The organism is Massilia sp. LXY-5, assembly GCF_059801075.1.
In genome coordinates, this window is sequence record NZ_JBNNEH010000006.1 from 211291 (window position 1) to 232095 (window position 20805).

At 64.7% G+C, this 20805-nt stretch carries 17 protein-coding genes; 13 read left to right on the forward strand and 4 right to left on the reverse strand.

The features are described 5' to 3' along the window. Positions 1-21 precede the first annotated feature (21 nt). The 4 genes from ACI48I_RS19360 to ACI48I_RS19375 all read right to left on the reverse strand — a co-directional run bounded on the left by ACI48I_RS19360 (position 22) and on the right by ACI48I_RS19375 (position 4242). Entirely contained in the window at positions 22-1182 is a 1161-nt protein-coding gene (locus ACI48I_RS19360) for an acyltransferase family protein (protein WP_498575134.1), read from the reverse strand. A gap of 6 nt (positions 1183-1188) precedes the next feature. After that, the gene (locus tag ACI48I_RS19365; protein WP_193687736.1) at positions 1189-2454 is read right to left on the reverse strand and encodes an MFS transporter; all 1266 of its coding nucleotides are present in this window, start codon (positions 2452-2454) and stop codon (positions 1189-1191) included. A gap of 54 nt (positions 2455-2508) precedes the next feature. Beyond that, positions 2509-3411 carry an N-acetylmuramic acid 6-phosphate etherase gene (locus ACI48I_RS19370; protein ID WP_498575323.1) on the reverse strand — a complete coding sequence of 301 codons (903 nt, stop codon included), beginning with the start codon at positions 3409-3411 and terminating at the stop codon, positions 2509-2511. Between the two features lie 87 nt (positions 3412-3498). Next, positions 3499-4242, reverse strand: a complete 744-nt coding sequence (locus tag ACI48I_RS19375) for a GntR family transcriptional regulator (protein WP_193687738.1) — start codon at positions 4240-4242, stop codon at positions 3499-3501. A 112-nt stretch (positions 4243-4354) separates the two neighbouring features. Between ACI48I_RS19375 and ACI48I_RS19380 the strand changes: the two genes are divergently transcribed. From ACI48I_RS19380 to ACI48I_RS19440, 13 genes are all read left to right on the forward strand, one after another. Beyond that, positions 4355-5686 carry a serine hydrolase domain-containing protein gene (locus ACI48I_RS19380; protein ID WP_498575135.1) on the forward strand — a complete coding sequence of 444 codons (1332 nt, stop codon included), beginning with the start codon at positions 4355-4357 and terminating at the stop codon, positions 5684-5686. A gap of 112 nt (positions 5687-5798) precedes the next feature. Continuing rightward, positions 5799-7046 (forward strand): D-amino acid dehydrogenase, encoded by a 1248-nt coding sequence (locus tag ACI48I_RS19385; RefSeq protein ID WP_498575136.1) that lies wholly within the window; start codon positions 5799-5801, stop codon positions 7044-7046. A 114-nt stretch (positions 7047-7160) separates the two neighbouring features. Next, positions 7161-8219 carry an AI-2E family transporter gene (locus ACI48I_RS19390; protein ID WP_498575137.1) on the forward strand — a complete coding sequence of 353 codons (1059 nt, stop codon included), beginning with the start codon at positions 7161-7163 and terminating at the stop codon, positions 8217-8219. A gap of 108 nt (positions 8220-8327) precedes the next feature. Further along, complete coding sequence (locus ACI48I_RS19395) at positions 8328-10388, forward strand: PAS domain-containing sensor histidine kinase (protein ID WP_498575138.1); 2061 nt, start codon at positions 8328-8330, stop codon at positions 10386-10388. Positions 10389-10443: 55 nt separating this feature from the next. Further along, a complete protein-coding gene (locus ACI48I_RS19400; protein ID WP_193687743.1) occupies positions 10444-10908 on the forward strand; it encodes a YchJ family protein in 465 nt (154 codons plus the stop codon). A gap of 23 nt (positions 10909-10931) precedes the next feature. Continuing rightward, positions 10932-12539, forward strand: coding sequence for a carboxyl transferase domain-containing protein (locus ACI48I_RS19405; protein ID WP_193687744.1), 1608 nt, complete (start codon positions 10932-10934; stop codon positions 12537-12539). A gap of 9 nt (positions 12540-12548) precedes the next feature. Further along, positions 12549-13334, forward strand: a complete 786-nt coding sequence (locus ACI48I_RS19410; RefSeq protein WP_193687745.1) for an enoyl-CoA hydratase/isomerase family protein — start codon at positions 12549-12551, stop codon at positions 13332-13334. A 32-nt stretch (positions 13335-13366) separates the two neighbouring features. Beyond that, positions 13367-14707 (forward strand): adenosylmethionine--8-amino-7-oxononanoate transaminase, encoded by a 1341-nt coding sequence (bioA, locus tag ACI48I_RS19415; protein ID WP_498575139.1) that lies wholly within the window; start codon positions 13367-13369, stop codon positions 14705-14707. A 2-nt stretch (positions 14708-14709) separates the two neighbouring features. Further along, a complete protein-coding gene (gene bioF / locus ACI48I_RS19420) occupies positions 14710-15891 on the forward strand; it encodes an 8-amino-7-oxononanoate synthase (protein ID WP_193687747.1) in 1182 nt (393 codons plus the stop codon). After that, a complete protein-coding gene (bioD, locus tag ACI48I_RS19425) occupies positions 15891-16727 on the forward strand; it encodes a dethiobiotin synthase (protein WP_193688865.1) in 837 nt (278 codons plus the stop codon). Before bioF ends, bioD begins: the two co-directional genes overlap by 1 nt. Before the next feature lie 22 nt (positions 16728-16749). After that, positions 16750-17784: a biotin synthase BioB gene (gene bioB, locus ACI48I_RS19430; RefSeq protein WP_498575140.1), complete on the forward strand. Its 1035-nt coding sequence runs from the start codon at positions 16750-16752 to the stop codon at positions 17782-17784. A gap of 49 nt (positions 17785-17833) precedes the next feature. Then, complete coding sequence (locus tag ACI48I_RS19435) at positions 17834-19876, forward strand: acetyl/propionyl/methylcrotonyl-CoA carboxylase subunit alpha (RefSeq protein ID WP_498575141.1); 2043 nt, start codon at positions 17834-17836, stop codon at positions 19874-19876. Next, positions 19876-20805 carry a 2-hydroxyacid dehydrogenase gene (locus tag ACI48I_RS19440; protein WP_498575142.1) on the forward strand — a complete coding sequence of 310 codons (930 nt, stop codon included), beginning with the start codon at positions 19876-19878 and terminating at the stop codon, positions 20803-20805. The genes ACI48I_RS19435 and ACI48I_RS19440 overlap by 1 nt, the downstream gene beginning before the upstream one ends.

The following is a 20805-nucleotide window of genomic DNA, read 5'->3' on the forward strand; positions in this document are numbered from 1 at the left end:
GCTCCCACATCTCGTTGATCGTTATACTTTCACAAACCATTTACGGCGCCACATCGCCCAGGCCAGCGCGAACATGCAGGCGTTGAACAGCAGCGCGTACAGCACCGAGGTATTGACCGCACCAATCGGCAAATCGCGAATCGGCGCGTACAGGGTGCGGCCGAGCGACAGGCTGCTGCCGTCCGGCTGCGCCAGCTTGATGAAACCAAACATCTTCGCCACCAGGCCCGAGAACGCGAAAATGAACAGCGCGTTCATGCCGTAGATCCGCAGCGGTGCCGTCCAGCGCGCCGCCGCTGCGCGCACGGCGCGGTGGGGATTGACGTCCAGCAGCCAGAAGAAGGCGCTGAATATTAGCAAAGCCCAGCCCGTCATCAGGAGACAATAGGACGGCGTCCACAGGCTTTTGTTGATCGGCATGAGGATGGCGTCGCCGATCACGCCCAGCCACAACAACAATAGGCCGGCCAGCAGCAGCCACACCGTCTGCTCGGTGCGGCTGAACTTACTCAGCAGGAAACGCCCTGCCAACACGCCAAATAACTGGCTGCAGAGGGCGGGAATGGTCGTAAACAAGCCTTCCGGATCCCAGGTTTTGGTCTGCACCCACATATGCCCGCTGAGGAACATACGGTCGACGTAGGCGCCGAAATCCTTGCCCGGTTCCAGTACGCCAGCGCCGATGCCGGGCACTGGATAAAACAGCATCAGCGCGCTGTAGAGCGTGAGGAGGGCCGCGATGAGCGCCAGTTGCATTCTCCAGCCGCAGTAGACGACGATCGGCGCCGCCAGCAGCGTGCACAGGGCGATGCGCTGCAGCACGCCCGGGATGCGCACCTTTTCAAAATTGAAATACGGGATCAGGTTCAGCAGGAAGCCGATCAGGAAGATAAGGCAGGCACGTTTTGCCAGTTTGATCAGCAGTTGCGGTGTATTGGCGCCGCTTGCCGCCAGGCGGCCCAGCGACAAGGCCATCGAGACACCGCCAATGAACAGGAAGAAGGGGAAGATGGTGTCCGTAAACGTCCAGCCGTTCCACCTGGCGTGTTCGAGCTGGGAATACAGCTGACTCCAGTCGCCGGGGTTGTTCACCAGCACCATGGCGGCGATCGTGAAACCGCGGAAGGCGTCGAGCGAAGCCAGGCGGCCGGGGGCGTCGCGCAGGGCGGCGGGTGTCTCCATGGTCCCTTATTTCTTCCCGAATTCCGGATCGATTTTCACCAGGGCCGCCATGATGAAGGCGGGAACGGTCGCCACGCAGACCCAGATGAAGAAATGCTGATAGCCCAGGTATTCCTGCAGCCGCCCGCTCCACATGCCCGGCACCATCATGCCGAGCGCCATCAGGCCGGTGCAGATCGCATAGTGCGCCGTCTTGTGCTCGCCATCGGAGACCATGATCATGTACAGCATCATGGCGGTGAAGCCAAAGCCGTAGCCGAACTGCTCGATCGCGAGGAAAGCGGAGACCAGGTAAATATTCGTCGGCTGGGCCTGCGACAGGTAGACGAAGACCAGGTCCGGCAAGTGCACCGCGAACACCATCAGCCACAGGCAGCGTTTCAGTCCCAGGCGCGAGATCAGATAACCGCCAGCCAGGCCGCCGATCGTCAGCGAGATGATGCCGATGGTGCCGTAGGCCCAGCCGTACTGGGCGGTGGTGAGGCCAAGTCCCCCTTTTTCCAATGGATCCTTGAGGAAGGGCGCCACCAGTTTCAGCAGCTGCGATTCACCGAGGCGGAAAGTCAAAATGAAACCGAGGATCAGCCAGATGTCGCGCTTGCGGAAGAAGGCGCCGAAGGTGCCGAAGAATTCGCGCAGCGGATTGCTGCCGGCGGCCACCGCGTGGTCCGCCTCCGGCTTGGGCAAGACCAGCTGGTGCCAGGCGAAGGCGGCGGCGAACATGCCGGCCAGCACGAAGAAGACAATCGACCAGGCTTGATGGGCATCGCCGAGCGAGACGGCGAGATAGCCGGCCAGCACGACCAGGGGCCCCTGCCCCGCGAGGGTCGCCAGCCGATAAAACGTGCTGCGCACGCCGACGAATGCGGCCTGGTCCTTCTGGCGCAGGCCCAGCATATAAAAGCCGTCGGCCGAGATGTCGTGGGTGGCGGAACTGAAGGCCATCAGCCACATGACGGCCAGGCTGACCATGAAGAAGGAAGGTAGATGCAGCACCGTGCCGACCGCCACCAGGGAAGCGGCGACGACCAGTTGCAGTAACACGGTCCATCTGCGCTTGGTGCCGAACATGTCCACGACGGGCGACCACAGCGGTTTGATGACCCAGGGCAGGTAGAGCAGGCTCGTGTAGAACGCGATGTCGGTATTCGAGATACCGAGATCCTTGTACATGATGACCGACAGGCTCATCGCGACGACATAGGGGATGGCCTGGGCAAAGTACAGCGAGGGCACCCACAGCCACGGACTTTTTGCTTGAGAAGTGTGCATACGGCTTTCGTGATCGATCGGGCAATGGGGCCAGCCGGCCCTACCGCGTCACGGTCACTGGGCCAGTGCCTGGCGCACGCTTCCGCGTGCATTCTCCAGCAAGACCCGTGCTTGCTCGACATTGGTTTGTTTGGACAAGGCCACGATCGCGGTCTTGACGTGGAAATCGCACTGCTCCAGCACCGCGCGCGCCGCGTCTTCGTCGACGCCGGTGGCAAATGCCGTCAGGCTAATCGCGCGCCGTACCAGCTTGGCGTTGGTCGCCTTCAAGTCTACCATCAGGTTGCCATGAACCTTGTTCAAACGCACCATCAAGGCGCTCGAAAAAGTGTTCAAGGCAATCTTTTGCGAGGTGCCGGCTTTCAAACGGGTGCTGCCGGAAATCACCTCGGCGCCGGTGTCGAGGGTGACGCCGACGTCGGCCTCGTTGGCGATCGGGGCGTCGACGTTATTCGCAAAGCCGATCGTCAGCGCGCCGACGGCCCGCGCCGCGCGCAGGGCGCCCAGCACATAAGGCGTGCCGCCGGAAGCGGCGATCAGCAAGACAACGTCATTCTTCGATACGTCCACGGCACGCAGGTCGGCCGCGCCCTGGTCGACATTGTCTTCCGCGCCTTCGACGGCGACGAACATGGCATCGCTGCCGCCGGCCAGCAGGGCCACGGCACGGCCATGCGGCCAGGAAAACGTGGGATACAGTTCGACGCTGTCGAGCAGGCCCAGGCGGCCCGAGGTGCCGGCGCCGACATAAATCAGGCGTCCGCCCGCTTCCATGCGCGGCACGGCGGCGGCCACCGCGGCGGCGATGCGCGGCGCGGCCGCGCGCACGGCATTGACCGCATTGATCTGGTCATCCACCAGCGCGTTGACCAGTTCCGCGGTCGGGTACTGGTCGAGCAGGGCGTGGTCCTGGGCTGGGGTTTCGGTTTTCAGCATGGCGACTCGGTTCTGGCAGATTTTCGATAAAACCAGTGTAATACCAATTGGGCAAGACTTCCCATGAAAGTCAGGGCCGTCGCCATGCCGAAAAGTTATGCGTAATATTTACGCAGGGGCACGGCGCAGTTCGGCCACGAAATCGTAATAATCGCTGCGGCAATACGAATGCGTCAGTTCCACGGCGACACCCGACTCCAGATAGCCGACCCGGGTAATGAACAGCACCGCCTGCCCTTCCGGCACGTCCAGTTGATGCGCCAGTTCGGCGGGCGCATTCATGGCGCGGATGTGCTGCAGCGCGCGCACCGGCATCTGCCCGCTGCGCTCGAGGTGGGCATACAGCGAGTACTCCACCGCCTGCGGATCGGGCAGGACCTGGGCCGGGATCACGCTCGTTTCATAGGCCATCACCACTTCGTCGGCCAAACGTAAGCGCTCCAGGCGCGCTACCCGGGCGCCGGGCGACAGGCCCAGCGCCAGCTGCTCGTCGGCATCGGCGGCCACGACTTCCCTGCGTAACCAGCGCGAATTCGGCGTGTAGCCGCGCTGCTGCAGCTGCTCGGAAAAGCTCGACAGGTTCGACAGCGGCTGCTCGATGCGCGGCGCAATATAGTTGCCGGACCCGCGGCGGCGCACCACCAGGCCCTGCTCGACCAATTGATCGATTGCCTTGCGCGCCGTGACGCGCGAGACACCCTGCTGCTCGGACAGGGTGCGTTCCGAGGGCAGCGCCTGGTCGGCCTGGTAGCGGCCCTCGCGCACGTCCCGGGTCAGCTTGCGGGCAAGCTGCATGTAGAGCGGCGAGTTGTCGTTGAGATCGATTTTGAAATCGATGATGGCCTGGTTCATGTGTAGTAAAGGGTAAGGATCCCCCTTAGTGTAAGGGCAGCATCGGCATACAGACTGAAAATTGTTCGAAGCGCATGCATTATGATGTGGCGGCCTGACAAAAGGAGACAGCATGAATGAACACCGGCGCACCGTACTTGGACTGGCCCTGCTCGGCGCATGCGAGCCCCTGCTGGCGGCCGTTCCCGTGAAGGGCGGACGGACTTCCGCGCGCACGCTCGACGACGAGCTGAGCGCCATCGTGCGCGACCCGGCCTGCGAGCTGGCCAGCCTGTCGGTGCTGGCGATCCGCCACGGCAAACTGGCGTATGAGGGGCAGTTCGGGCGGCGCCGGATCGGCAATGGAGAGACGCCCGACCTGCCGGCGAACCGGGACACCCTGTACCGGATCGCCTCGATCTCGAAGATGATGACGACCCTCGGCTTGATGCGCCTGGTCGAAGAAAATAACGTCGAGCTCGACGCCGACGTCTCCCGCTACCTCGGTTTTACTCTGCGCAATCCGCATTTTCCGCAGCAAGCCATCACCCTGCGCCACCTGCTGACCCACCGCTCCTCGCTGCGCGACGACGCCGGCTATTCCTTCCCGGCCGGCAGCGCCTTGAGGGAGTTCGTGACGCCCGGGGCATCCCTGCACGGCGAAGGCAAGATGTGGGCAAGCAATGCCGGCCCCGGCGAGTATTTTACGTATTGCAACCTCGGCTGGGGCCTGATCGGCACCCTGATGGAAGGCATCACGGGCGAGCGCTTCGACCGGCTGATGCAGAGACTGCTCCTACAGCCGCTCGGACTGCAAGCCGGCTACAACCCCGCCGAGCTGCCGCCGCCGGCACTGGCCAATCTCGCCACCCTGTACCGCAAGCGCACGCTTGACCCGGAAATCTGGGACGCGAACGGCCCGTGGATTGCCCAGGCCGACGATTACCGCGCGCGTGCGCCGGCGCCGCCGCCCGGCATCGAGCGTTACGTCATCGGAGAAAACGCGACGCCCTTCAGCCCGACGGGCGGCCTGCGCATCTCGGCGCGCGACATGGGGACCGTGATGCTGATGCTGATGAACGGCGGCGTGCACGCGGGCCGGCGCATCCTGCGGAAAACGACGCTGCAGGCCATGTTCACGCGCCAGTGGACGGCCGACGGCAAGGGCAACAATGGCGACACCCTGAACGGCTTGTTCAATTGCTGGGGTCTCGGCAATGCCCAGTTCCCGGACCAGCCGGGACGCAGACTGGTCGAAGGCGGCTTCGACGCCGTCGGCCACCTGGGCGACGCCTATGGCTTGCGCTCGGTATTCGCCTTCGATCCGGCACGGAGAAACGGCATGATCGTCCTGGTCGGCGGCACCTCGTCGGACCCCGGCGTGCAACCAGGCGATTATTCGGCGCTGGCCCGCTTCGAGGAACGCATCTTGACGAGTACATTCCGCCACGCCATCGCCGGCTAGTGTCAGGTTCGCATGACCGCCGGTTATGGCCCGACGTTCCACTTTCATTGGCCCTGCGCGCGTCCAGCCCCTAAGCTCCTCCCTTATGTCAGCAAAATAACGGTGTATCGGGATGCAGCAAGGGGCGCAGGAAGTGATCGTCATCGGTGGCGGAGTCGTCGGCCTGACCTCGGCCTGGTGGCTGCTCGAGGCGGGCTTTCGCGTGACCGTCGTCGAACGCGCCCCCGAGGTCGCGACCGGGGCCAGCAAGGCCAATGGCGGCCAGTTGAGCTACCGGTACGTCTCTCCGCTGGCCGATGCCGGCGTGCCTTTGAAAGCCATCGAATGGCTGTTCCAGGAACACGGTCCGCTACGCTTCAAGCCCGAATTCGACTTGCGGCAGTGGACCTGGCTCGCCAGTTTCCTCGGCCAGTGCACGGCTGCCGCAAACCGGCGCACCACGGCCAAACTGCTGGAACTCGGTGAACTCTCGCGCGCCGGCATGAAGCAGCTCGACGCCATCGTCTCCCCCGATGAATTCTCCTGGCGCGACGCCGGCAAGCTGGTGGTGTACCGCTCCTCCAAGGTGTTCGAACAGGCGGCCGGCAAGGCGACCGCCGGCGAAATCTGGAGCGGCGCCGAATGCGCGCAGCGCGAACCGGCCCTGGCCGCGGCGCGCTCGCTGCTGGCCGGCGGCATCTATAACGGCGGCGAAGCGGTCGCCGACTGCCACGCCTTCTGCGTGAAACTGGCCGAACGCGTGCGCGCCCACCCGCGCTTCAACCGGTTTGTCCAGGCCGAGGTGACGCGGATTGCCGCCACCGGCGGACGGGTCGTCGGCCTCGACACGAATGTCGGCGCCATCGGCGGCGACGCCTTCGTGCTGGCGGCCGGCATCGAAAGCCGCAACCTGGCGGCCCACGCCGGCATCAAGCTGCCGCTGTATCCATTGAAGGGCTACAGCCTGACCGCGCCGATCCGCCCGGGAGACATCGCGCCCGAGATCAGCGTCACCGATTTCGAGCGCAAGGTGCTGTATGCGCGCATCGGCGACCGGCTGCGCGTGGCGGCGATGGTCGATATCGTCGGCGAAGATGTCACCCTGAATCCGAAGCGCATCGGCAGCCTGAGCCGGCAAGTGAAGGAAACCATGCCGCACGCGGCCGACTACGACCGCATCTCGGCCTGGGCCGGCCTGCGCCCGGCGACCCCGAACAGCGCCCCGATCATCGGTGCCACGGCCCTCTCGAACCTGTGGCTGAACGTCGGCCACGGCCCGCTCGGTTTTACCTTTGCCGCCGGCACCGCGCGTATCCTGGCCGACCTGATGACGGGCAAGGCGCCGCCGTTTACATTGGACATGCTGGCATTGCGGCATTAACAATCGAAAACCCTCCACCGAGGGTTTTTTCTTGCCCGGCGTTTTGCCCGGCGGCGTGTCTTGCCCCCGAATGCTCTATCATGAGGCCAACATTATAAAAAGAGCATTGGCACCATGACTCAGTACACCCTGCAACAAAAATTCTTCCTGCTGCTCCTGGCGCTCGTCACCATCGCCTTCGTCTACATCCTGCTGCCGTATTCGGGCGCCATCTTCTGGGGCGTGGTGCTGGCCATCCTGTTCGCCCCGCTGTACCGGCGCCTGCTGCGCCAGACGAAGCAGAAGCCGAACCTGGCCGCCCTGCTTACGCTGCTGTTGATCGTCGTGATGGTCATCCTGCCGGTGTCCCTGATTTCCGCTTCATTGGTGAAGCAGGCGGCCGGTATCTACGAGATGGTCAATTCAGGGCAGATCAATGTCGGCGCCTATTTCCAGCGCGTGCTGCATGCGCTGCCGCAGTGGGTCGTCAACCTGCTCGCGCGTTTCGACCTGACCGACCTGGCCTCGCTGCAGCAGAAGCTGGCGGAGGGCGCGGCGCAAGTGAGCCAGACGGTGGCGCGCCAGGCCCTCGCGATCGGCAGCAAAACCTTCGATTTCCTGGTCGGCATGTTCGTGATGCTGTATTTGCTGTTCTTCCTGCTGCGCGACGGCCAGGCGCTGGCGAGCCGTGTCCGCAGCGCCATTCCGCTCAGCCTCAAGTACAAGCAGCGCCTGTTTACCAATTTCACGACCGTGATCCGGGCCACCGTCAAGGGCAATGTGCTGGTCGCGGCGGCGCAGGGCGCCCTGGGCGGCCTGATCTTCTGGTTCCTCGGCGTGCAGGCGCCGCTGCTGTGGGCGGTGGTGATGGCCTTCCTGTCGCTGCTGCCGGCCATCGGCGCGGCCGTCGTCTGGGCGCCGGTGGCGGTCTATTTCCTCGTCACGGGCGCCATCTGGCAGGGCGTGGTCCTGATCGCCTTCGGCGTGCTGGTGATCGGCCTGGTCGACAACCTACTGCGCCCGGTACTGGTCGGCAAGGACACGAAAATGCCGGACTACCTGGTGCTGCTCTCGACCATCGGCGGCATGGCCTTGTTTGGCCTGAACGGTTTCGTGATCGGTCCGGTCGTGGCCGCCCTGTTCCTCGCCTGCTGGGATCTGTTCGTGGCGACCGAAGAATTCCAGGCGACTTGAACACAGCGGTGTTCCAAGGCATGATGATAGTTGAGCAAATACGCTGAAACTATGACATCATGCCGCGCACGCGGCCAAGCTGGTCGGCCCCCTCCGCTCCTCGACACCATGCTGCCCGATCCCGCCACCGCCCCTTCCACGCCAGAACCCCATGCCAGCTCCGAAACGCGGTTCCGGGAACTGTTCGAGCAGGCGCCGACCAGCATCCAGATCGTGGCCCCGGACGGCCGTACCCTGCGCGTCAACAAGGCCTGGGAAGCGCTGTGGCAGATCCATGAAGGCACATCCCTGTACGCCTTCATCCTCGGCGAGTACAGGCTGCTGACCGATCCGCAACTGATCGCGACCGGCATCGTCAGCTATTTGCAACGCGCCCTGAACGGGGAATCGGTCGAGATTCCGGCGATTTACTACGATGTCGTGGCCCTGGGCGGCAGCGGGCGGGCGCGCTGGGTGACGGCGCGCGCGCATCCGATCAAGGATCACACGGGGCGCGTCCTCGAAGTCATGCTGATGCATGAGGACATTACCGAGCGCATCGCCGCCGAACAGGCGCTGCGCGAGCGCGAACAGCGTTTCCGCTCGCTGGTGATGGCAACTTCCCAGACCGTGTGGAGCACGACGCCGGACGGCCGCGTGCTCGAGGATTCGCCAAGCTGGCGCGCCGTCACCGGCCAGAGCTATGACGAGTGGAAAGAGTACGGCTGGCTCGACGCCGTGCATCCGGACGACCGCGAACGGGCCCGCCGCACCTGGCTCGACTGCGCCGCGACCGGCACCGTCTACGAAACCGAATACCGCCTGCGCCAGCTCGACGGTTCCTATCGCTGGATGGCCGTGAAAGGCGTGCCGATCGCGGATGCCGATGGCGCGGTGCGCGAATGGATCGGTGCCACCAAGGATATCGACGACATGGTGAGCGCGCAGGCCGAACTGGCCGAACGCCTCGGCCGCGAGCAGCGCCATTCGGCCCTGCTGGTCAAGGTGGCGCAGGCCTCGCGCACGCTCGGCAGCGCCCTGTCGAGCCAGGACATTGCCGCGGGCCTGGTCGAGGAAGTGCGTGCCATCCTGGAAGTGCACCAGGCGGTCGTGTCCCTCAACGTGGCCGGCGACCAGGAAATCAATGCGGTGTCGATGTCCGACAAATACGCCCGCTACCGCAGCTTCGACGTCAAACCGAACGGACACGGTATCTATGCCGAGGTCTGCCGTACCAACCGGGTCATGCGCCTGACCCAGCAGGAGCTGGAAGCCCATCCAGCCTATAAAGGGTTCGGTGAACATGCGGCGCGCCACCCGACCATGCGCGGCTGGCTGGCGGTACCGCTGGTCGACCGCAAAGGCCAGAATATCGGCCTGATCCAGGCCTCGGACAAGCTTCAAGGCGATTTCACGGAGCAGGACGAAGCCATCCTGGTGCAACTGGCTTCGGTCGCGGCGAACGGTTTCGAAAACGCCCGCCTGTACAGCTCGCTGAAGGAGCAGGACCGCAGGAAAGACGAATTCCTGGCCATGCTGGCGCACGAGCTGCGCAATCCGCTGGCGCCGATCGCCTCCGCGGCCGAGCTGTTGAAGATCGGGATTGCCAGCGAAGAGCGGGTGCGCCGCTCGAGTGAAGTCATCAGCAGGCAAGTCAAACACATGACTTCGCTGGTCGACGACCTGCTCGACATTTCGCGCGTCACGCGCGGCCTGATCCAGCTGGAACACGTCGTGGTCGATATCGCCGCCACCATCCGCAGCGCCGTCGAGCAGTCGCGGCCGCTGATCGAAGCGCGCGAGCACAGCTTACGCATCGAACAGGACCCAATCGGCGCCAACGTCATGGGCGACCCGAACCGGCTGGTGCAGGTCGTCGCCAATTTGCTGAACAACGCGGCGAAATACACGCCGCGCGGCGGGCGCATCCTGCTGGCGGTGGAGCGCGCAGGGTCGACCGTCCACATCCGCGTGCAGGACAACGGGATCGGCATCGACAAGAACTTGCTGCCGCAGGTGTTCGACCTGTTCACCCAGGCCGAACGCACGCCGGACCGCTCGCAGGGCGGACTCGGGATCGGCCTGGCGCTGGTGAAAAACGTGGTGAACTTGCACGGCGGCACAGTGACGGCGGACAGCAGCGGTCCGGGTCAGGGCAGCGTGTTTACGGTGTCGCTGACTACAATTTAAGCAGCCCGGGTTGCCGGCGGCGTCGGACCCCGCCAAAATCGCGGATAATCGCGGGATGCCCACACCGACCATCTCTTCAGGCGCCTGTCCCTGCGGCGGCGCCTCGTACGCCACTTGCTGCGGCCCCTACATCGCCGGCGCGGCCCTGCCCCCCACCGCCGAAGCCCTGATGCGCTCGCGCTATACGGCCTATACCCAACGCGATGAGGCCTATCTGCGCGCGACCTGGCATCCGAGCACCCGGCCGCGCGACGCCATCGTCGACCCCGACGAAAAACTACGCTGGCTCGGCCTGGAGATAAAATCTGCTTTACGTTTACGTCAACGTAAAGCAGAATTGGCCCATCATCCAGATAGCGATCGAGACAGCGATCGGAATACGGTCGAATTCGTCGCCCGCTTCAAGGTCGGTGGCCGCGCGCACCGCTTGCACGAGACCAGCCGTTTTATACGCGAGCCCGACCCGGAGATCGGCGGCCAGGTTCGCTGGTTCTATCTGGACGGCACATTTCCCGAGTAACAGGTTATAAAAACGAGGACGGCATGCCCCACATCGAGAGCAAACTCAACCCGCGCAGTGAAGACTTCAAGGCCAACGCCGCGGCCATGCAGACCATCGTCGACGATTTGCGCGCCAAGGTGGCCGCGATCGCCGAAGGCGGCGGCGAAGCGGCGCGTAGTAAACATGTGGCGCGTGGAAAATTGCTGCCGCGCGACCGCGTGCAGATGCTGCTTGACCCGGGTACGCCCTTCCTCGAGTTTTCGCAACTCGCCGCCTACGACATGTACGAAAACGCGGCTCCGGCGGCAGGCATCATCACCGGCATCGGCCGCGTCGCCGGCCAGGAATGCGTGATCGTGTGTAACGACGCCACGGTGAAAGGCGGCACCTATTACCCGATGACGGTGAAAAAACACCTGCGCGCCCAGGAAATCGCCGAGCAAAATAAACTGCCATGCATCTACCTGGTCGACTCGGGCGGCGCGAATTTGCCGAACCAGGACGACGTGTTCCCGGACCGCGACCATTTCGGCCGCATCTTTTATAACCAGGCGAATTTATCAAGCCAGGGCATCCCGCAGATCGCCGTCGTCATGGGTTCCTGCACCGCCGGCGGCGCCTACGTGCCGGCCATGAGCGACGAATCGATCATCGTCAAGGAGCAAGGCACGATCTTCCTGGGCGGCCCGCCATTAGTAAAAGCGGCAACCGGCGAAGTCGTCACGGCCGAGGACCTGGGCGGCGGCGACGTTCATACCCGTTTATCGGGCGTGGTCGACCACCTGGCCCAGAACGATCTGCATGCGCTGTCGCTGGCGCGCACCATCGTCTCGAACCTGAACCGCGTGAAACCGGTGCAGGGCGCGACCCGCGAATCGGTCGAGCCGAACTATGCGCCGCAGGAGCTGTACGGCGTGATTCCGGTCGATACGAGAAAACCTTTCGACGTGCGCGAAGTGATCGCGCGCGTGGTCGACGGGAGCGAATTCGACGAATTCAAAGCGCGCTACGGCACCACCCTCGTCTGCGGCTTCGCCCACATCTACGGCGTCAAGGTCGGCATCATCGCGAATAACGGCATCCTGTTCTCGGAGTCGGCATTAAAAGGCACGCACTTCATCGAACTGTGCTGCCAGCGCAAGATCCCATTGGTCTTCCTGCAGAACATCACCGGCTTCATGGTGGGCAGAAAATACGAGAACGAGGGCATCGCCCGCAACGGCGCCAAGATGGTGACCGCTGTCGCCACGGCCTCGGTGCCGAAATTCACCGTCATCATCGGCGGCTCGTTTGGCGCCGGTAACTACGGCATGTGCGGCCGCGCGTTTTCTCCGCGCTTCCTGTGGATGTGGCCGAACGCGCGTATCTCCGTGATGGGCGGCGACCAGGCGGCGTCCGTCCTCGCCACCGTGAAACGCGACGGCATCGAGGGCAAGGGCGGCCAGTGGAGTGCCGAGGAAGAAGCCGCCTTCAAGCAGCCGATCAAGGACCAGTACGAGCACCAGGGCCACCCCTACTACGCCTCGGCGCGCCTGTGGGATGACGGCGTGATCGATCCGGCCGACACGCGGATGGTGCTGGGCCTGGGCCTCTCGGCCGCGCTGAACGCGCCGATCGAAGAGACAAAGTTCGGCGTCTTCCGGATGTAAGGAATCGAGATGAACTACGACACCCTCACCATCGCGATCGCCGACAAGGTCGCCACCGTCACCCTGAACCGCCCGGAACTGCGCAACGCGTTCAACGAACAGGCGATCGCCGAGCTGGCCCTGGTTTTCGATGAACTCGGGCGCAATGAGCTGGTGCGCGCGATCGTGCTGGCCGCGAACGGCCCGGCCTTCTGCGCCGGCGCGGATTTAAATTGGATGAAGAAGATGGCCGGCTACTCGCATGACGAGAACCTGGCCGATGCGTCCCGCCTGGCCGACATGCTGCGCACGATTTATTTGTGCCCGAAGCCGACGCTGGCCAAGGTGCAGGGCGACTGCTATGCCGGCGGCATGGGCCTGGTCGCGGCCTGCGACATCGTGGTTGCCGCGGAAGGAGTAAACTTCTGCCTGTCCGAGGTAAAACTGGGACTGATCCCGGCGACGATCTCGCCGTATGTGATCAAGGCGATGGGCGAACAGGCCGCGCGCCGCTACTTTATTAGCGCCGAGCGTTTCGACGCGGCGGCAGCCTTGCGCATGGGTTTTGCGCACGAAGTCGTGGTCCCGGAACAGCTCGACACGACGGTGGCCGGCATCGTCAAGTCCCTGGTGTCGAACAGCCCGCACGCCGTCGTCGAAGCGAAAAAGCTGGTGCGCGAAGTGGTGGACCTGCCGGTGACGGATGCGCTGCTGCTCGACACCGCCGGGCGCATCGCGGCCATCCGCGCATCGAACGAGGGCCGCGAAGGCGTGGCCTCCTTCCTCGAGAAGCGCAAACCGTCGTGGTTGAACTGATCGGCTGAACTGAACAAGCAATAGGAATCATTTTGAAGCACCAGACATCGTCCGACTGGATCGCACGCAGCCTGCGCAGCGTGTGGCACCCCTGCACCCAAATGCAGCACCATGAAGAGGTGCCGCTGATCGCGGTGAGCCGGGCCAAGGGGCCGTGGCTGTACGACCACGAAAATAAACGCTATCTCGACGCCATCAGCTCGTGGTGGGTGAACCTGTTCGGCCATGCGAACCCGCGCATCAACGCGGCTTTGAAGGACCAGCTCGACACGCTGGAGCACGCGATGCTGGCCGGTTTTACGCATGAGCCGGTGATTGAATTGTCGGAACAGCTGGCTGCCCTCACCGGCCACGCCCTCGGCCACGCCTTCTATGCGTCCGACGGCGCCTCGGCGGTCGAGATTGCGATGAAGATGAGTTTTCATGCCTGGCGCAATGCGGGGTTCAGCGACAAGCAGGAATTCGTCTGCCTGCAGGGCAGCTACCACGGCGAGACCGTCGGCGCCCTGTCCGTCACCGACGTCCCGCTGTTCAAGGATGCCTACGGCCCGCTGCTACGCGCGGCGCACGTGGTCGCTTCGCCCGACGCGCGCAATGCGCTCGAGGGCGAGTCGGCACAGGACGTGGCGCGCCGCGCGATCGCCGATGTCGAACGCCTGTTCGAAGAGCGTGCGAATAAAATCGCCGCGATCATCGTGGAACCGCTGGTGCAGTGCGCGACCGGCATGGCGATGCACGACCCGCTCTACCTGGAACTCTTGCGCGAGCTGTGCGACCGCCATCACGTGCACCTGATCGCCGACGAGATCGCGGTGGGCTGCGGTCGCACCGGCACCTTCTTCGCCTGCGAGCAGGCCGCGATCTGGCCCGACTTTTTATGCCTGTCGAAAGGGATCAGCGGTGGTTATTTACCGCTCTCGCTGGTGCTGACCACCGATGCGATTTATCAGTCCTTCTACAGCGAAGACATCACGCGCGGTTTTCTCCATTCGCACTCCTACACCGGAAATGCGCTGGCCTGCCGCGCGGCGCTGGCGACCCTGCAGATCTTCCGCGACGACGACGTCCTGAACCGCAACCGCGAGCTGGCCACGAAACTGACCATCGCGCTCGCACCCCTGGCCGAGCATGAGCGCACGAAGGCCTTCCGCCAGCGCGGCATGATCTTCGCGTTCGACGCCGTCGAGCCGGATGCGGCGCGTGCAGCGAGCTTCGCGCGCCGCTTTTTCACCACGGCCGTCGAGAACGAACTGCTGCTGCGGCCGATCGGGCGCACCGTGTACCTCATGCCGCCCTATGTGCTGGACGAGGAAGAAATCGACCTGTTGGGGTCGCGCGTGAAATCGGTGTTCGAATCGGTGATGGCGGCCTGACCATGGACCTGATCGATAACATCAACCGCAAGCTGGCCGCGCTCGATGCGCAAAGCCTGCTGCGCCGCCGGCGCGTGGTCGATACCCGCTGTTCTCCGCTACAGGTGGTCGACGGCCGCGCCATGCTGGCCTTTTGCAGCAACGATTACCTCGGCCTGGCCGCGCACCCGCGCGTGGTCGACGCGCTGCGCACCGGCGCCCAGCTGTACGGCGCCGGCAGCGGTGCCTCGCACCTGATCAGCGGCCATAGCCGCGCCCACGCCATCCTCGAAGAACGCCTGGCCGAACTGGTCGCACCCCATATCGAGGATGCGCGTGCGCTTTACCTGAGTACGGGCTACATGGCCAATCTGGCCGTGCTGACCGCGCTCGGGCTGGATGCCGACGCCGTCATTTTCTCGGAGGCGCTGAACCACGCCTCGCTGATCGACGGTGCGCGCCTGGCCAAGGCAGGCGTCAGCGTCTATCCGCATGGCGACGTTGCCGCGCTCGAGGCGCTGCTGGCAAACAGCACTGCCGCCACCAAGATCGTGGCCACCGACGCCGTCTTCAGCATGGACGGCAACCTGGCGCCGCTGCCGGAACTGCTGGCTTTGTGCGAGCGCCACGGCGCCTGGCTGTTCGTCGACGACGCCCATGGCTTCGGCGTGCTCGGCGCCCAGGGACGGGGCGCGCTCGAACATTTCGGATTGCGCTCGCCAAATATCGTGTATGTCGGCACGCTGGGCAAAGCGGCCGGCGTCGCGGGCGCCTTCATCGCGGCCCACGCCAGCGTGATCGAACTGATGATCCAGCGCGCCCGCCCCTACATCTATACGACGGCGGCGCCGCCGGCGCTGGCGCATGCCCTGCTCACGAGCCTGGACATCATCACCAGCGACGAAGGCGCGGCCCTGCGCAGCCATCTGGAGCTGTTGATCGCGCAGCTCGATGCCGACCTGCGCCTGGCACGCTGGCAGCGTCCTGCATCGAACACGCCGATCCAGCCGATCATCATCGGCGCCAACGACGAAGCGCTGCGCGTGGCCGCTGCGCTGTATGCGAAGGGCCTGTGGGTGCCTGCGATCCGCCCGCCGACGGTACCGAAAGGGACCGCGCGCCTGCGCGTGACCTTGTCCGCGGCCCACACCCATGACGAAGTCGCGCAACTGGTGACGGCATTGAATGAACTGGAGGCCATGTGATCAACAACCTGAACGATCCGCAGGAACCGGAGATCGAGATCGCCGTGCCGCCTGCACCCGTGCTGCCCGAGGTCGAGGTCGAGGACGAGCCGGCGAGCGCGCCGGGCGAGGCGCTGGCGGCGGAAGGCATTCCCAGCCGTTTCTGCTGCTTCGTCACCGGCACCGACACCGAGATCGGCAAGACGCTGGTGTCTGCCGCGATCCTGCACAAGCTGGTGGAGGCCGGCCACCGTGCCTGCGGCATGAAGCCGGTCGCGGCCGGCGCCGAGCTGGTTGACGGCGAACTGCACAACGAAGACGCCGACATGCTCGCCGCCGCCGGCAACGTGCACCTGCCGCAGAACATCACGACGCCCTTCATGCTGCGCGAGCCCTGCGCCCCGCACATCGCGGCCAGCCTGGAAGGCGTGACCATCGAGCCGGTGCCGATCATCGCTGCCTATGCCGAGATCCTGGCGGCGTCGGATGCGGTCGTGGTCGAAGGCGTCGGCGGTTTTTGCGTGCCCTTTTCAAACACCTTCGACAGCGCGCAGCTGGCCGAACAACTGAATTTGCCGGTGATCCTGGTCGTCGGCATGCGCCTGGGCTGCATCAGCCACGCGCTGTTGACGGTCGAGGCCATCATTGCGCGCAACCTGGTGCTGGCCGGCTGGGTCGCGAATACGGCCGACCCGGACATGCGCTTTTTTGAAGAAAACATCGAGGCTTTGGCGGCGCGCATCCCGGCCCCCCTGCTCGGCATCGTGCCGCGCCTCGAACAAGCAAGTGCCGCGAACGCGGCCCGATTCATCGATCTCGCAGGACTGCCGGGCTGGCCGTCCACGCGGGCTCTGTAACACACAAGCTGAAGGAAATCCCATGAATGCTCCCCAAACCGTCGCCCTCCACCGCCCGACCGCCGCGATTTCCGAGCGGCCCGATGCCACCTGGCCGTTGGCCGACGTGCTGGCCCTGTTCGAACTGCCGTTCAACGACCTGATGTTCCGCGCGCAAGAAGCGCACCGCGCCCACTTCCCGGACGGCGACGTCGAACTGGCGACCCTGCTGTCGATCAAGACCGGCGGCTGCGAGGAAGACTGCGGCTACTGCCCGCAGGCGGCGCGCTACGACACCGGCGTCGAAGCGAAAAAGATCCTCGACATCGACACGGTGCTCGACGCCGCACGCCAGGCCAAAGCCAACGGCGCTACCCGCTTCTGCATGGGCGCCGCCTGGCGCAGCCCGAAAGAGCGCGACATGGAAAAGGTCGAGCAAATGGTGCGCGAAGTGAAAGCGCTGGGCATGGAAACCTGCGCCACCCTCGGCATGCTCGAAGAGGGCCAAGCCGAGCAGTTGAAAAAGGCCGGCCTCGATTTTTACAACCACAACATCGACACCGCGCCCGATTTCTATAACAACGTGATTTCGACCCGCGAATACCAGGACCGCCTCGACACCCTGGGCCGCGTGCGCCAGGCCGGGCTGAAAGTCTGCTGCGGCGGCATCGTCGGCATGGGCGAGACGCGCGAGCAGCGCGCCGGCCTGCTGGCGCAGCTGGCGAACCTGAATCCGTATCCGGAATCGGTGCCGGTGAACCATCTGGTGCAGGTCGAAGGCACGCCGCTGCACGGGCTCGATCCGCTTGATCCGCTCGAATTCGTGCGCACCATCGCAGTGGCCCGCATCATCATGCCGGAAGCGCGCGTGCGCCTGTCGGCCGGCCGGCGCCAGCTGGGCGAGGCGGTGCAGGCGATGTGCTTCATGGCCGGCGCCAACTCGATTTTCTATGGCGACAAGCTGCTCACCACGGACAATCCGGAAGCGGACGACGACCGCGCGCTGCTGGCGAAACTGGGCCTGAAGACGCGCGCGGCGACGCTCGAATCGGCACCGAAGGAAAGCTGCGGCTGCTAAGGCCCGTCTACTTCATTCAACATTAAAAAGATAAAGCGAGACAAAACGCATGTTCACCAAAATCCTCATCGCCAACCGTGGCGAAATCGCCTGCCGTGTCGCCGCCACCGCGCGCCGCATGGGTATCCGTACCGTCGCCGTGTATTCGGAAGCGGACGCCGGGTCGAAACACGTTGCGGTGTGCGATGAGGCGGTGTTGATCGGGCCGGCCGCGGCCAAGGAAAGCTATTTGCGCGGCCAGAAAATCATCGAGGTGGCGAAAGCGACCGGCGCCCAGGCGATCCACCCGGGCTACGGTTTCCTTTCCGAGAACGCGGAGTTCGCCGAAGCCTGCGAGCAGGCAGGCCTGGTGTTCATCGGTCCGCCGGGCTCCTCGATGCGCGCGATGGGTTCCAAATCGGCCGCCAAGCAGCTGATGGAAGGCGCCAACGTGCCGCTGGTGCCGGGCTACCACGGAGAGAACCAGGACCCGGCCTTCCTGAACGCCCAGGCTGACCGCATCGGCTATCCGGTACTGCTCAAAGCCAGCGCCGGCGGCGGCGGCAAGGGCATGCGCGTGGTCGAACGCAGCGAGGATTTCGTCGCCGCGCTCGGCTCCTGCAAGCGCGAAGCGATCAGCTCCTTCGGCGACGACAAGGTCCTCGTCGAAAAATATTTGACGCGCCCACGCCATATCGAGATCCAGGTGTTTGCCGACAAACTAGGCAACTGCGTCTACCTGCACGAGCGCGACTGCTCGGTGCAGCGCCGCCACCAGAAGGTGCTGGAAGAAGCGCCGGCACCGGGCATGCCGCCGGATCGCCGCGCGGCGATGGGAGAGGCGGCGGTCGCTGCGGCGCGCGCCGTCGGCTATGTCGGCGCCGGCACCGTCGAATTCATTGCCAACCAGGACGGTTCGTTCTACTTCATGGAGATGAACACGCGCCTGCAGGTGGAGCATCCAGTGACCGAAATGATCACCGGGACGGATCTGGTGGAATGGCAGCTGCGCGTCGCCTTTGGCGAAGCGCTGCCGAAAAAACAGCACGAGCTGGCGATCCACGGCCATGCGATCGAGGCGCGCATCTATGCCGAGAATCCAGAAAAAGGGTTCCTGCCGTCGATCGGCACGCTGCGTCACATGGATACGCCCCAGGCCGTGAATTTTGAATTGGGCGGCGTCGCCGGCGTGGAGCCGGCCGCCGTGCGCATCGATTCCGGCGTGCGCGAAGGCGATGCGATTTCTCCGTTCTACGATCCGATGATCGCCAAGCTGATCGTCTGGGGTGTCGATCGCACCCAGGCGCTGGCGCGGCTGTCGCAGGCACTCGCTGAATTCCAGATCGTGGGTCTCGCCACCAATATCGCCTTTTTGAAACGCCTGGTCGAAGGGCAAGCGTTTTCGACGGCCGACCTGGATACCGGCCTGATCGAACGCAATGGCGACACCTTGTTCCCGCGTCTGAGCCCGGCGCCTGCCGGTGCGCTGGCGCTGGCGGCGGTGTCCCTGATCGAATCCGAACAGCGCGCGTCGAGCGGCGTGTCGGCGAATGCCGCCGATCCCTGGGGCCAGGCGCAAGGCTGGCGCCTGAACGGAGACTATCGCCGCCAGCTGTCGTTCGGCGACGAGTACGCAGCAAGCCTGGAAGGCGGCGCCTACAAGGTTGGCGTGGTGTATCACCCGCAGGGCTGGGAGCTCGAGGTCGATGGCGTGAAGCAGCCCCTGCACGTCAGCGGCCGTGACGGCGCGACCCTGTCGGTGCGCCTGGGCGAACAATCGATGCACGGCACCGTGCGCCGCGACGGCGACTTGTTCCACGTATTCACCAATGGCGCGCACCACACGTTCACGTACAACGATCCGATGGCGCACGCCGGCGAAGCCGAGGCCGCGGGCGGACGCCTGACCGCGCCGATGCCGGGCAAGGTCGTGGCCGTGATGGTGGAAGGCGGCCAGTCGGTGAAAAAAGGGGAAGCGCTCGTCATCATGGAAGCGATGAAGATGGAGCACACGATCGCCGCGCCGAGCGACGGCCTGGTCGAAGACGTGCTGTACGCGGTCGGCGACCAGGTGGCGGACGGCGCGCCGCTGCTGGCTTTCAAGGCGGCGTAATGCGCATCCTGCTGTACCGGAGCGATGGCCAGATCGGTGCCTGGGCCGAGGATCTCGCCAGGGCCCTGCCCGGCGTCGAGACGCTCGCCTGGCAGGAGGGCGACCTGCCGGCTGCCTGCGACTACGCCGTGCTGTGGAATCCTTCAGCCGGTTTGCTGGCGCAACTGGACAAGGTAAAGGCCGTGTTCCTGATGGGTGCCGGGGCCGATGCACTGCTCAAATTCGGCGACGCCTTGCCCAGTGTGCCGATCGTGCGGCTGGGTGACGCCGGCATGGCGGTGCAGATGGCGGAATACGTATCCTATGCGACGCTGCGTTACTTCCGCCGCTTCGACGAATACGAGGAGCAGGCGCGACACGGTCTGTGGGCGCCGTTGCCGCCCCACGTCAAAGAGGATTTCACGGTCGGCGTCATGGGGCTCGGCAAGCTCGGCCTGCGCGTGGTGGACACCCTGCGCGGGTTCGGCTTTCCGGTACGCGGCTGGAGCCGCACGCAGAAGGATATTCAAGGCGTGGCGTGCTTCGCCGGCATGGAGACGCTCGACGATTTTTTACGCGGCACGCGCGTGCTGGTCTCGCTGCTGCCGCTGACGATTGAGACGAACAACCTGCTCGACCGGCGGCGCCTGGCGACGCTGCCGCAAGGCGCGTATATCATCAACGTCGCACGCGGGGCGCAGCTGGCCGAGCCGGATTTGCTGACCCTGATCCGCGCCGGCCACATCGCCGGCGCCACCCTGGACGTGTTCCGCAACGAACCGCTGCCGGCGCCGCACCCGTTCTGGGACGAGCCGCGCATCACGATCACGCCGCACATCTCGGCAGTCACCATCCGCGCCGAGGCCGTGCGCCAGATCGCCTTTAAAATCGCCGCCTTCGAGGCGAACGAACCGGTGGACGACATCGTCGACCGCAACCTGGGATACTGA